This window comes from Citrobacter sp. wls615, from assembly GCF_005281355.1.
Taxonomy (GTDB): Bacteria; Pseudomonadota; Gammaproteobacteria; order Enterobacterales; family Enterobacteriaceae; genus Citrobacter; species Citrobacter werkmanii.
Genome location: NZ_SZXM01000026.1, coordinates 1 through 13,006, shown reverse-complemented (window position 1 = coordinate 13,006; position 13,006 = coordinate 1). Strand labels below are relative to the sequence as shown.

At 51.3% G+C, this 13,006-nt stretch carries 13 protein-coding genes and 1 tRNA gene; 3 read left to right on the top strand and 11 right to left on the bottom strand.

From position 1 onward, the window contains the following. Positions 1–966 carry a L,D-transpeptidase family protein gene (locus FDX04_RS08290; RefSeq protein WP_137359948.1) on the top strand — a complete coding sequence of 322 codons (966 nt, stop codon included), beginning with the start codon at positions 1–3 and terminating at the stop codon, positions 964–966. Between the two features lie 86 nt (positions 967–1,052). Here the strand turns inward: FDX04_RS08290 and bhsA are convergent, their stop codons facing one another. Continuing rightward, positions 1,053–1,310, bottom strand: a complete 258-nt coding sequence (gene bhsA / locus FDX04_RS08285; RefSeq protein WP_029139491.1) for a multiple stress resistance protein BhsA — start codon at positions 1,308–1,310, stop codon at positions 1,053–1,055. A gap of 243 nt (positions 1,311–1,553) precedes the next feature. On the opposite strand from bhsA, the gene comR reads away from it, so the two are divergent. Continuing rightward, positions 1,554–2,189 (top strand): TetR family copper-responsive transcriptional repressor ComR, encoded by a 636-nt coding sequence (gene comR, locus FDX04_RS08280; protein ID WP_061381747.1) that lies wholly within the window; start codon positions 1,554–1,556, stop codon positions 2,187–2,189. Between the two features lie 249 nt (positions 2,190–2,438). Beyond that, positions 2,439–4,619, top strand: coding sequence for a TonB-dependent siderophore receptor (locus FDX04_RS08275; protein ID WP_061381748.1), 2,181 nt, complete (start codon positions 2,439–2,441; stop codon positions 4,617–4,619). Between the two features lie 57 nt (positions 4,620–4,676). Here the strand turns inward: FDX04_RS08275 and FDX04_RS08270 are convergent, their stop codons facing one another. From FDX04_RS08270 to FDX04_RS08225, 10 genes are all read right to left on the bottom strand, one after another. Further along, the gene (locus FDX04_RS08270) at positions 4,677–5,216 is read right to left on the bottom strand and encodes a glycine zipper 2TM domain-containing protein (RefSeq protein WP_003030814.1); all 540 of its coding nucleotides are present in this window, start codon (positions 5,214–5,216) and stop codon (positions 4,677–4,679) included. Positions 5,217–5,384: 168 nt separating this feature from the next. Next, complete coding sequence (gene ndh, locus FDX04_RS08265) at positions 5,385–6,689, bottom strand: NADH-quinone dehydrogenase (RefSeq protein ID WP_042309107.1); 1,305 nt, start codon at positions 6,687–6,689, stop codon at positions 5,385–5,387. Between the two features lie 235 nt (positions 6,690–6,924). Next, positions 6,925–7,467 carry an alpha/beta hydrolase YcfP gene (gene ycfP, locus FDX04_RS08260; RefSeq protein ID WP_003030817.1) on the bottom strand — a complete coding sequence of 181 codons (543 nt, stop codon included), beginning with the start codon at positions 7,465–7,467 and terminating at the stop codon, positions 6,925–6,927. A 21-nt stretch (positions 7,468–7,488) separates the two neighbouring features. Further along, positions 7,489–8,514, bottom strand: coding sequence for a beta-N-acetylhexosaminidase (gene nagZ / locus FDX04_RS08255; RefSeq protein ID WP_137370764.1), 1,026 nt, complete (start codon positions 8,512–8,514; stop codon positions 7,489–7,491). Between the two features lie 10 nt (positions 8,515–8,524). Continuing rightward, positions 8,525–9,349 (bottom strand): thiamine kinase, encoded by an 825-nt coding sequence (thiK, locus tag FDX04_RS08250; protein ID WP_137370763.1) that lies wholly within the window; start codon positions 9,347–9,349, stop codon positions 8,525–8,527. Then, on the bottom strand, positions 9,330–9,971 hold the full coding sequence (gene lpoB, locus FDX04_RS08245; protein WP_042309113.1) for a penicillin-binding protein activator LpoB: 642 nt from the start codon (positions 9,969–9,971) through the stop codon (positions 9,330–9,332). The genes thiK and lpoB overlap by 20 nt, the downstream gene beginning before the upstream one ends. Positions 9,972–9,984: 13 nt before the next feature. Next, the gene (locus tag FDX04_RS08240; RefSeq protein WP_042309115.1) at positions 9,985–10,359 is read right to left on the bottom strand and encodes a YcfL family protein; all 375 of its coding nucleotides are present in this window, start codon (positions 10,357–10,359) and stop codon (positions 9,985–9,987) included. A gap of 2 nt (positions 10,360–10,361) precedes the next feature. Next, positions 10,362–10,721, bottom strand: coding sequence for a purine nucleoside phosphoramidase (gene hinT / locus FDX04_RS08235; protein WP_061381942.1), 360 nt, complete (start codon positions 10,719–10,721; stop codon positions 10,362–10,364). 438 nt (positions 10,722–11,159) lie between these two features. After that, positions 11,160–11,235: transfer RNA gene (locus FDX04_RS08230), tRNA-Asn, on the bottom strand. A gap of 99 nt (positions 11,236–11,334) precedes the next feature. After that, complete coding sequence (locus FDX04_RS08225) at positions 11,335–12,822, bottom strand: EmmdR/YeeO family multidrug/toxin efflux MATE transporter (RefSeq protein ID WP_304502716.1); 1,488 nt, start codon at positions 12,820–12,822, stop codon at positions 11,335–11,337. Positions 12,823–13,006: the final 184 nt, after the last annotated feature.

Genomic DNA, 13,006 nt, shown 5'->3' with positions numbered 1-13,006 from the left:
ATGTTAAACAATAAACGACTCTCTCGCTGGTTAGCGTTTTTTACGCTTGCAGCGACCTTCGCGTTAGCACTTCCGGCTCAGGCAAACACCTGGCCGCTGCCGCCGCCGGGAAGCCGCCTGGTGGGACAGAATGCCGTTCACGTTGTCGAAGACAATGGCGGTTCTCTCGAAGCGATTGCGAAAAAATACAACGTCGGCTTTTTAGCGCTGTTGCAGGCTAACCCCGGCGTTGATCCTTTCGTACCTCGCCCAGGCAGCGTTTTGACGATCCCATTGCAAACCCTGTTACCGGATGCACCGCGCGAAGGCATTGTCATCAACCTCGCCGAACTGCGTCTTTATTATTACCAGCCGGGAACAAATTCGGTGACCGTATATCCTATCGGCATTGGCCAGTTAGGCGGTGATACGCTGACCCCCACCATGGTAACCACCATTTCCGATAAACGCGCCAACCCCACCTGGACGCCTACAGCAAATATCCGTGCGCGCTATAAAGCAAATGGCATCGACCTTCCTGCCGTTGTCCCTGCCGGGCCAGATAACCCGATGGGCCATCACGCGATTCGCTTAGCCGCATACGGCGGCGTTTATCTGCTGCACGGCACCAATGCTGACTTTGGCATCGGCATGCGCGTCAGTTCTGGTTGTATTCGTCTGCGCGACGGTGATATCGAAACCCTGTTCCGTCAAGTGAAACCAGGAACCAAGGTCAATATCATTAATACACCGATCAAAGCCTCAGTCGAGCCTAACGGCATGCGGCTGGTGGAAGTACACCAGCCGCTGTCAGAAAAGATTAATGACGACCCGCAACTGTTGCCAATCGTGTTGAACACCGCAATGCAGACCTTTAAGAATGCGGCGCAAACGGACCCTGCCGTCATGGAACATGCGATGGAGATTCGCTCAGGCATGCCGGTCGATGTCACCCGTCATCACGACGTGGCTCAACAACCGATGTAAACATTCCCCATAAAAAAACCCCCGCTGGATTTTATTCCGCGGGGGTTTTTTATTTAACTCGCAGTGGCATTGCGATGGGTTAAATCTTATTTGTAGATAACTGCAGTCCCGTGAAGGGTGTTAGGACCGGTAACGGAAGTTATACGGAAAGACTTCGCGCCCATCTCATCCGCTTTCTGCGCCAGTTGATCTTCCAGAGAACCTAAGTTCGTCCCCGCATTTGCAGAGATAGTACCAACTTTCTGTTGACCTGCAGGCGTGGCCTGAACTTCAACAGCCGCGAAGCTGGCAAATGACAGTGAGCTAAGAACAGCAGCAACAAACAGAGTTTTTACGTTTTTCATAATAGTGACCTTTTGCAGATGAATGGGTGTCGTAATGATTAACTTAACGATCGATAGGTAAATCATAGATGTGATCCAGGTCACACGTCAACTCTTTTTTATAATGATCGTTATATAAAAGATAAAGACCTTATTTTTCATGCTAATAGCTATAAATTATTTTTATCGCTAATCCGCTGGAGTGTGGGGGGGAATATTTTTATAATGATTATTCAATAAAGCCAACAAAGGTACATCGGCGCCATGACAACTGAAACGACAGGTTGTGCAAAAAAAAGCCGTGGCCGACCAAAAGTGTTCGACAGGGAAGCCGCGCTTGATAAGGCCATGACACTCTTCTGGCAGCACGGATATGAAGCGACATCGCTCGCCGATCTCGTGGAAGCAACCGGTGCCAAAGCGCCCACGCTGTATGCGGAGTTTACCAACAAGGAAGGGTTGTTTCGTGCCGTGCTGGACCGCTATATAACTCGCTTCGCGGCGAAACATGAAGCCCAGCTGTTTTGTGAGGAAAAAAGCCTGGAGTCCGCACTGGAAGACTATTTCACTGCCATAGCCACCTGCTTTACCAGTAAAGATACTCCGGCAGGATGTTTTATGATTAATACGTCCGCTACGCTGGCGGCCTCTTCCCGCGAGATCGCCCATACCGTGAAATCACGCCATGCGATGCAGGAACAGACGCTTACCCAGTTCCTTCGTCAGCGCCAGCAGCGGGACGAAATTCCGGCCCACTGCGACGTGCAAAAGCTGGCCGAATATCTGAACTGCATTTTACAGGGTATGTCGATTAGCGCCCGTGAAGGCGCGTCATTTGAGAAACTGATGCAGATCGCACACACCACCCTGCGACTGTGGCCCGAACTCATCAAAGCTTAATCCTTTCCTCTCTCTTCCATGAACAGATGACACCCCCGGGGGCCAAAAGCCCTCGGTTTTTTTGTACCAATACCCCTTCATTCCTTATTGTTTTCATCGCATTAGCAGATCTTTTTTAAAAAAATGTATTGATAACGACAATTATTATCAGCAATATTCGCATTTGTTTTAACACCTGTTTCCCAATGTAACTATCGGTTTCTCTACCGCAATAACAAAAACAGACCGACTTTTTTAAAAGGAATACAAATGCATAAGCGTCTCTGGGTGCTCAATCCGCTCTTATTATCCTTAACCCTACCGGCTATCGCAGCGGAGGAAGAGAATCTCATCGTCAGCGCTAACCGCAGCCAACGCACCGTGGCAGAAATGGCACAAACGACCTGGGTTATTGAAGGAAGCGAAATTGAACAGCAAGTTCAGGGTGGTAAAGAGTTCAAGGATGTTCTTGCTCAGTTAATCCCCGGAATTGATGTCAGCAGTCAGGGACGAACCAACTACGGCATGAACATGCGCGGTCGCGCCATCGTAGTATTGATAGACGGTGTCCGTCTGAATTCTTCCCGCACCGACAGCCGCCAACTTGACTCCATTGACCCGTTTAACATTGCTCATATTGAAGTCATCTCAGGCGCAACATCCCTATATGGCGGGGGAAGTACCGGCGGTTTGATCAACATCGTCACCAAAAAAGGTCAGCCTGAGCGTGAAGTTGAACTCGAACTGGGCAGTAAAAGCGGGTTTAATAACAGTAACGATCATGACGAACGCGTCGCCGCCGCGGTGAGCGGAGGAACCGATCGTGCATCCGGTCGTATGTCCGTCGCATATCAACGGTTTGGCGGTTGGTATGATGGAAACCACGATGCTCTGCTGCTGGATAACACCCAAACCGGCCTGCAGCATTCCGATCGTCTGGACGTGATGGGCACCGGGACGATTGAGCTGGATGATAACCGTCAATTGCAACTGGTTACCCAGTACTACAAGAGCCAGGGGGATGAAGATTACGGGCTGGATCTCGGCGAGAACATGTCCGCCGTGACCGGAAATGGTAAAGCTTATACCAGCAGCGGACTGAACTCCGATCGTATTCCCGGCACCGAACGTCATCTGATCAGCCTGCAATATTCAGATGCAGATTTCTTTGGTCAGAACCTGGTCAGCCAAATCTATTACCGCGACGAATCGCTGAAATTCTATCCTTTCCCGACGCTCAGCAAAGGTAAGGTCACCAGTTTCTCCGCCTCACAGCAGGATACCGACCAGTTCGGCGCCAAAATCACCCTCAACAGCCAGGTGATGGATGACTGGGAACTGACGTGGGGTATCGATGCGGATCATGAAACCTTCGACTCCAATCAGAAATTCTTCGATCTGGCTTACTCTCTGCCCTCCGGCGGCATGGACAACCGTACCGCCTATACTACCGGGCGTTATCCTGGTTACAGCATCACCAACTTCGCACCTTTCCTGCAAAACAGCTATGACATAAACGACATCTTTACCCTCAGTGGCGGCGTACGCTATCAATGGACCGAAAACAGAGTTGATGATTTCGTTGGCTATGCGCAACAGCAGGGCATCGCGACGGGCCTTGCAAACTCCGCGGATACCATTCCGGGCGGCAAAACCGATTACGATAACTTCCTGTTTAACGCCGGGATCCTCGCCCACCTGACTGAGCGCCAGCAAACCTGGTTTAATTTCTCTCAGGGCGTGGAGCTTCCGGATCCGGGGAAATATTACGGTAATGGTACCTATTCTCTGGTTGGCGATCATTACCAGCTTCAGCGCAGCGTCAACGTTGCGGATTCACGACTGGAAGGGATTAAAGTTAACTCGTACGAGTTGGGATGGCGTTACACGGGCGATAGCCTGCGCACGCAACTCGCCGCTTATTACTCCACTTCGGATAAATCGATCGTTATCAACCGCAGTGATATGACCATAAACGTACAGCCCGACGATCGTCGGATTTATGGTCTGGAAGGTGCGGTAGATTATTTCATCGCCGATACCGACTGGAGTCTGGGCGGCAACTTCAACGTCATTAAATCCGAAGTGAAACAAAACGGTAAATGGCAGAAATGGGATGTCACTCTGGCTTCGCCATCTAAAGCAACCGCATGGGTCGGCTGGGCGCCTGAACCGTGGTCGCTGCGAGTACAGAGCCAGCAAACATTTGATCTGAGTGACGCCAGCGGCAATAAGCTGGACGGCTATAACACTATGGACTTTATCGGCAGCTACCAGCTCCCGTTAGGTAAGCTGACCTTCAGTGTGGAAAACCTGCTGAATGAAGAGTACACCACGCTATGGGGACAACGTGCGCCACTGCTGTACAGCCCAACTTATGGTAGCCCGTCACTGTATGAATACAAGGGCCGGGGTCGTACCTTTGGTCTGAACTACGCCTTAACCTTCTGATAAAAAAAGCCCCCCAGCCTGAGCGAATGGGGGGCTAATGTTCAGGATAATGCTATTTTACGCTTTGTTATTCAGTACCAACTGTCCGTTGTTATCCAACGGAATTTGCGCGCCGGGGTCCTTATCCATACGAATTTTCCCCTGCTGATCGCCAATTTTGTACGTCACGTCGTAGCCCAGCATTTTTTCTGATTTGTCATACACCGTTTTACAGCGCTGCTGCGTGGTGGTGTACGTATCGTTTTCTTGCATCGAACCCTGGATCTGGTTACCGGCATAGCCGCCGCCTAATGCACCCGCCACGGTGGCAATATCTTTACCGCGTCCGCCACCAAACTGATGGCCGATAACACCGCCGGCTACGGCACCCAGCACAGAACCCGCGATACGGTTTTCATCTTGCACCGGCTTGCGGTGCGTGACCGTCACGTTCCGACACTCCTGACGTGGCGTTTTTACCGATTCTTTAATCGGTGTTGCAGAGACAACTTGTGCATACTGTGGGCCACGCTCGAAAACGTTAAGACTGGCCACCGCTGCAACACCCAGCGCAGCAGCTACGCCAATCCCTATACCCGCCAACATTGATTTATTCACGGGACTTCCTCCTTTTTTGCTATTAGCAACAACTTTGCAACAGAAGGTAAGGAATGCCAATCAGATTACGGATGAAAATAGCGGAAGGAAGGGATAAAGCGAGATAATTCAGAGAACTCTGAAGGAAGGCGTCGGATGCGTGAAAGCGTCCGACGCCTGAGGTCAATATTAATGCAGTTTCAGACGCGGGCGAATCACCCGGTTAATACTGCCGACCAGCATCATCAGGCCGGTTTTGAAGTAACCATGCAGCGCAATCTGATGCATACGATACAGTGAGATGTAGACAAAGCGCGCAATACGGCCTTCTACCATCATTGAACCGCGCGTCAGGTTGCCCATCAGGCTACCGACGGTAGAGAAATTAGAAAGCGAGACCAGAGAACCGTGATCTTTGTACTGATACGCTTTCAACGGCTTGCCGTTCATCTGCGCCAGAATATTGTTCATCGCGCAGGTCGCCATTTGGTGCGCAGCCTGAGCGCGCGGCGGCACAAATCCACCTTCCGGACGCGCGCAGGAAGCGCAGTCGCCAATCGCATACACGTCAGGATCGCGAGTGCTTTGCAGCGTCGGCTCAACCACCAGTTGGTTAATGCGGTTCGTTTCCAGACCGCCAATATCCTTCATAAAGTCTGGCGCTTTGATCCCTGCGGCCCACACCATCAGGTCGGCCTCAATGTATTCGCCATCTTTGGTATGCAACCCGCCTTCGTCAGCGCTGGTAACCATCGTCTGCGTCAGTACACGTACGCCCAGTTTGGTTAACTCATTGTGCGCGGCGCTGGAAATCCGCGGCGGCAATGCCGGCAGGATACGCTCACCGGCTTCAACCAACGTGACGTTCAGCGCGTCATTGGTCAGTCCTTTATAGCCATAGCTGTGCAGCTGTTTGACCGCATTATGCAGTTCCGCGGAGAGTTCAACCCCCGTCGCGCCGCCGCCGACAATGGCAATATTCACTTTACCATTAGCGCCCAGATTCGCGGAATACTTGAGGAACAGATTCAGCATCTCCTGGTGGAAACGACGCGCCTGATGCGGGTTATCAAGGAAAATACAGTTCTCTTTGACGCCCGGCGTGTTGAAATCGTTGGACGTACTGCCCAGCGCCATCACCAGCGTGTCATACGGTACTTTACGCTCGGGAACCAGCAGATCGCCCTTCTCATCGCGCAGCTCAGCAAGAGTAATGGTTTTCGCTTCGCGATCGATATCAACCACCGAGCCCAACTGGAACTGGAAGCCATGGTTACGGGCATGCGCCAGATAGCTCAGCGCATCCACACCTTCATCCAGAGAACCAGTCGCCACTTCATGCAGTAACGGTTTCCATAAATGGCTGTGGTTTCTGTCCACCAGCGTAATTTTGGCTTTTTTCTTACGCCCCAGCTTTTTACCCAGCTGCGTCGCCATTTCCAGTCCGCCAGCACCGCCGCCGACAATCACGATCCTTTTCAATGGTGTAGTCAACGTGACCCCCTCAAATTTATTAACCAATTGTTAATTAAAAGTTATTGACATAGCCTTTAATTAACAACAAGTTACGATAATGAAAATGCCCTTCGAGAGTGAGAATAACACGAACGGTGCATTGGTCATACCAAAATTGATGTGCATCAAGTTTTGATGCTGAAAAGATAGACAACCCGAAGGTTAAAGACAAAAAAACCAGCCCGAAAGCTGGTTTTTTAGACACTCATTAGGCTTAACCTAACGTCTTGAACGCCTTAATGCGCTGCAAATGCGGAGAGATATTTTTAAACTTATGCGTCTGCTCTTCGTCCCAGACGATCTCATAAAAGTGATGCAGCTCTTCTGACGAGCGCTGACTGTTCAGTGCTTCATCATGGCGAGAGAGGATCACCAAGCAGCGATCGCGGTTCTTTTCACGAAAATTGGTCACGCATTTTGTCGCAATGTCAGCATACTCTTCAGGTCTGTCGATTTTCCCTTCCATATTCTCATACGGGAACAGGTTAGGATTGAAGACCACCTGACGAATATCACACAGAAAACCAATTCGTTCAGCCCAATACCCCCCAAGCCCGACGCCACAAATCAGTGGACGGTCGTCCACATTAAGCTGCAGCATTTTGTCCACTTCTTTCAGCAGATGCTGCATATCATGTTTAGGATGCCGCGTACTGTAGCTAATCAGCCTGACATCCGGGTCGATAAATTGCAGCTGCAACACCTTCTCGTGGTTGCCCGGACTATTAGAGTCAAAACCGTGTAAATAGATAATCATCGCATCCTCGCCAAACGTGCGTTAATGACCTGCTTTCTCTTCCTGCCAGCGCTCATGAAGCTGGTTGAGCTGGGCGCTTACCGTCTTCCAGCGTGTCGTGTCCATCAGTTCCTGACGTGAAAATGAACCTTTATGATACAAACGTGTAACACGTTCTGCATTGATCGGCGACAGATTATCTAACACACTGACCGCTCCCTTACGATTATTGCAGACCAGGATCATATCGCAACCAGCATCCAGCGATGCCTGCCCACGCTCGGCGTAGCTTCCCATAATCGCCGCGCCTTCCATCGACAGATCGTCAGAGAAAATAACGCCGTCGAAGCCAAGCTCCTGGCGCAGCACCGTTTTCAACCAGTGAGGCGAACCACTCGCCGGGCGCGGATCCACATCGCTGTAGATAACGTGCGCAGGCATAATGGCATCGAGTTTGTTTTCCGTAATCAGCGTCCGGAACACGGACATATCTTTCGCCCGAATCTCGACTTCTGAGCGTGGATCGGTTGGCGTTTCTTTGTGTGAGTCCGCCGTCACCGCTCCATGTCCGGGAAAATGTTTACCGGTGGTTTTCATGCCAGCGGCATGCATACCGTCAATGAAACGGGTCGCCATAGCCAACGCTTTCAGCGGATCGGCATGGTAAGAGCGCTCGCCAATCGCGGCGCTGATATGTCCCACGTCCAGAACCGGCGCAAAGCTGATATCGATATCCATGGCGATCATTTCGCTGGCCATCAGCCATCCGGCGTCCTGAGCCAGTTTTCCGCCCTCTTCCAGACCGTGCAGCGCGGCAAAAGATTGGGCCGCAGGCAGGCGAGTAAAACCTTCGCGAAAACGCTGTACGCGTCCGCCTTCCTGATCAACCGCCACGACCAAATGATTACGTGACGCGCTACGAATCTGACGCACTAACTCACGCAACTGCTCCGGATCATGATAATTTCGGGTAAAGAGGATTAACCCACCTACCAGCGGATGCGCCAGAATCTCTCGCTCTTCAGCGTCCAGCTCATACCCTTCGACATCCAACATTACTGGGCCCACACTACTCTCCTCATCCTTTCATTGTTAGCTGCCGCCAGGTTTCATCGGCCAGCCTGATAAATTGTTGATCGCCGGTTTGTCGCCAGCGATACTCAAACCACCCTGCTTTTAGCATGATTACCCAGGGTCGCCATCGCCTGACCTGTCGCCACAAAACGGTTGGCTCAATGCACGCTCGTCGGGCATAGGCGCTGACTAGCTGTTGGTGCTGGAGCTCATCACTGACCCACACCGCCGCCAGCTCGAGGGCGATATCGCCGTCTCCGGCATATTCCCAGTCAATCAGCCGCAACCCTGACGGTGCGCGTACGATGTTGTCACCGTGGACATCCATATGTAGCGGCCCCAGCCGCAAAGGGCGGGGCTCGCCGCTTTTTCTTAGCCGCTTTAACGCTCGTAACCAATGTGGTGTACGACGCGCCGGATCACCACACTGCCAGTACTGTTCAAGTAACGGCAGCAGGCTGATTCGCCAGCCCAGCCGGGATTGCTGATGCAGATAATACAATAAGTCAGCAAGTTCGTCGGCGTCCGGTAATCTGGATTCTACCTTACCGTGAAAAAAGTCGACTGCCATCCACCCCCGCGTATAAAAACGAGGTCGGGGCGCAAGATTTTCCGGTAGGTGTTTTAACGCATGATATTGGCGCAGAAAATGCGATTCCGGCGCGTCGGGGTCGTGATGACAGCGCAGCACTAAGCGGTGGGTCTGATGTTCGATTATGCAGCTCCCGCCGCTCAAGCCATGGTGGCTGGCTACGACGGGATGATACTGCGGAAAGTAGCGCGACATAACTTCATCGCGCGTCAATCTGTTATTGTTGCTGAACGGCACCTTTACCTGACCAGATTATCTCGCCAGTTTGTACCAGCATTAATTGCATTTGCAGCGCCGGCGAATTGACGTTGCCAGATGCGCTGGAATAGAGCACATACTGCGCACCAACGTTACGGGCAATACCAATCGCTTTGCTGCGCGTTCCCAGGCTATCGTTCGGCGACAGACCTAACTGCTGCTTGGCGACAGCCAGTTGCTGGGCGGAAACCAGGGTAAATTTGCCGTTATTCGCCAGCGCGTTACGTAAGGTTTCAGTCGCTTCGCCAGCGTTCAATGAACCGTTAGTACGGTTATTCACACTATCAACCAGCAGAACACCACCCGCTTTGACGCCATCGGCCTGCAGCATTTTACCCACCATCGGCTGCATTGCGCTGTTCCAGTCGTAGTGACGTTGACGCGGTGTTGGCTGCGCCGTTTGATCCTCGTGTTCGATCGGACCCGGCTGCTGCGGTATACCTGGCACCGTTGGTACCACCGGTACCGGCTGTTGCGGCTGCGCGGGCTGTTCCGGTACCGGCTTCACTTCCTCTACCGGCGCAGGTTCACGTTGAGCCACACAACCAGAGAGAAACATCGCCAGCGCGGCAAGCAATGCGTAGCGATTCATTTTGATCATCAAGATTCACCCCTTACAAATATAGATAAAGTCTAACCTTGTGCGCACCCAGATAATTGGCGCTGCCGTACAGTGTTACCGACGAATGAGCCGGGATAGTCACGCTGCGTGGCGCTTCCAGAGGGTGCATCTCCAACCCTCTGGCGTCATACCAATAAAACCGATAATGCACGGTGACGGATTCTTGTCTTTCGTTATAGAGTCGCGAGGATGCTGAAGCCTGAATATCAGACGTTGTTAACACGGGCTGTTCTGCGGTTATGCCCGCCGCCAGAATAGCTGATTCCATCACCAGAGACTGTTCATCACTGACCGGAATTTCAGGGTGTGAGCGACAGCCTGCCAGCAACAGCAAGCCCAGTGAAAGTGCAATGCATCCTCTGGTCATGCTTAAAGACCTTTATGTGCGAGCATCGGACCAAGCGCACGTCCCCCCAACAGGTGCATATGAATGTGATACACCTCCTGGCCACCGTGACGGTTGGTATTCATGATTAAACGGTATCCATCCGCAGCAATGCCTTCCTGCTCCGCGATTTTCGCCGCAACGGTAATCATTCGGCCCAGCGCCTGCTCATGTTCTGCCGTCACATCGTTGACGGTGGGGATCAGGATATTAGGGATGATCAGAATATGCGTAGGTGCCTGAGGGGAAATATCACGAAACGCAGTGACCAGGTCATCCTGGTACACGATATCCGACGGAATTTCACGACGGATAATTTTGCTGAATATAGTTTCTTCTGCCACGACGTTTTCCTTTTTCATTAACAGCCCAAGCGTTATGCCATGCTACGCCGGGTAACACTGCGAGTATAGAGTATGAGCGAGTTACTCACGCTCTTTCAACTTTAACCCTCGATTTTTTAAGCAAAAACCCTGGTCAGCGCCGCTCTTATAACCATTTCCCTACGCTATTGCTTAAGCATAGTACTGAAACAACATTTCATATGTGCCGTATCATCTGTATGCGTATGGAATGTTAGTGGTTATAGAGAATCTCGATGATACTCCCATAGAGGAGGATTACGTGGAGCAATCAACTGGCGTGCTAATCACCGGTACTCAGTGTGGAAAAACAACACTGTATAGCTCAACTCAAAAAGCAGCTTGCCAGGTAACAGCGCCTGGCAGCAAAAACAAAAGCAAAAAGCCCGCTTAAGTTTCCTTAAGCGGGCTTTTTAAATCTGGCTCCTCTGACTGGACTCGAACCAGTGACATACGGATTAACAGTCCGCCGTTCTACCGACTGAACTACAGAGGAATCGTGTGAACGAGGCGCATATTAGCGACACCACTCAGTGATGTCAAAGCCTGAATCGATAAATTCAATCGTTTGCCGAAATATTCCCCATTTCGCCGATTATTCAGGCGCAACAGGTTGTTTTATGCACTTTTCCTGTTCGGGACGCGGGTATTTCCATAGCCAGCGACCTGTCACCATACGCCAGTAAAATAATGCGGCGCGTACGGCCCAGTCGAAGAACATTCCTAACCAGACACCGATTACGCCCCATCCTAAAACGATCCCCAGGGTGTAACCTACCACAACGCGACAGCCCCACATGCCCAGCATAGATACCCACATTGCAAAACGGGCATCGCGTGCGCCTTTAAACCCAGCAGGTAATACCCAGGAGGCTGCCCATATCGGCATAAATGCCGCATTGAGCCAAATCAGAATGACTATGACCTCTTTTACGTCCTGATCGTGGGTGTAAAACGAGGCCATAACGCCGGCAAAAGGGGCGGTCAGCCAGGCGATGGCAGTTAAACCGATGGTCGACAGCCAGAATACATGCCGTAACTGGATTTCGGCCTGGGCAATCTGACCATTTCCTAAACGTCTGCCGGTAATAATTGTCGACGCAGAGCCTAAAGCGTTCCCCGGCAGGTTAATGAGTGCGGCAATAGAAAAGGCAATGAAGTTCCCGGCAATCACACTGGTCCCCATGCCTGAAACAAACATCTGCGTTAACAGCTTGCCGCCGTTAAACAACACTGATTCGATACTGGCCGGAATGCCGATCCCCATCACCTCCCAGATAATGGCGAGGTTGAGTGGCTTAAAATAGCTTTTGAAGGGAATACGCAGCGCTGGGTTAAACCCAATCATCAGAACCCAGATGATGGCAATTGCGCCAATGTAGCGCGAAATTGTCAGCCCCAGTCCAGCACCGACGAACCCCAGCCCTTGCCAGGAAAATACGCCGTAGATCAGGATGCTACTGATAATGATATTCAAAATGTTCATCCCACCATTAATCAACAGCGGTATTTTTGTATTACCCGCACCGCGTAGGGCACCACTACCGATTAACGCAATGGCTGCTGCCGGGTAGCTGAGCACCGTCAGCTCCAGGTAGGTGAGTGCCAGAGCTTTTACATCGGGCGTTGCTTCACCAGCGACAACGTCAATAATCTGCTCACCAAAATAGTGAATGACCGCTGCCAGCACGGTAGCAAAAATCGTCATAATCACCAGCGATTGCCTGGCAGCAGCTCTGGCCCGGCGACGATCTCGTTTTCCCAGGCTAAAGGCAACTACCACCGTGGTACCCAGATCGATAGCGGCGAAAAATGCCATGATGACCATGTTGAAACTGTCGGCGAGTCCAACACCTGCCATCGCCTCTTTTCCCAACCAGCTTACCAGGAAAGTACTCAGGACACCCATCAATAGCACGCAGGTGTTTTCCAGAAAAATAGGCACGGCAAGCGGAGTGATTTCGCGCCAGAAGAGAACCTTATAACTCTTGCGTTTGGCGTACCAGGGCGTGCGGGATGCGACCTGGCGTAAGGCTGCGGAGACGTTCAAAGTGGACCTTAAAGAAGAAAGTTGAAACCTCATTTCAAATGATGAGGGAGAATCCAAAAAGCTGCAAAGTTTTTTCCATTTAAAATGTCTGCAAATGCAACAAACTGTTGAGAGAAGCATCAATTGAGCGTTATTCAGGAAAATGGGGTTTGACAAAAAAAATTTCGCCGCTAAGATTAGCCTCCACAACGATTCCTCTGTAGTTCAGTCGGTAGAA

Bases quoted from the DNA above. Each gene is read 5' to 3' on its own strand.
- FDX04_RS08240 (WP_042309115.1), bottom strand. From the start codon at position 10,359: ATGACCAGAGGATGCATTGCACTTTCACTGGGCTTGCTGTTGCTGGCA.
- bhsA (WP_029139491.1), bottom strand. From the start codon at position 1,310: ATGAAAAACGTAAAAACTCTGTTTGTTGCTGCTGTTCTTAGCTCACTG.
- FDX04_RS08275 (WP_061381748.1), top strand. From the start codon at position 2,439: ATGCATAAGCGTCTCTGGGTGCTCAATCCGCTCTTATTATCCTTAACC.
- FDX04_RS08225 (WP_304502716.1), bottom strand. From the start codon at position 12,822: ATGAGGTTTCAACTTTCTTCTTTAAGGTCCACTTTGAACGTCTCCGCA.
- lpoB (WP_042309113.1), bottom strand. From the start codon at position 9,971: ATGATCAAAATGAATCGCTACGCATTGCTTGCCGCGCTGGCGATGTTT.
- comR (WP_061381747.1), top strand. From the start codon at position 1,554: ATGACAACTGAAACGACAGGTTGTGCAAAAAAAAGCCGTGGCCGACCA.
- ycfP (WP_003030817.1), bottom strand. From the start codon at position 7,467: ATGATTATCTATTTACACGGTTTTGACTCTAATAGTCCGGGCAACCAC.
- FDX04_RS08290 (WP_137359948.1), top strand. From the start codon at position 1: ATGTTAAACAATAAACGACTCTCTCGCTGGTTAGCGTTTTTTACGCTT.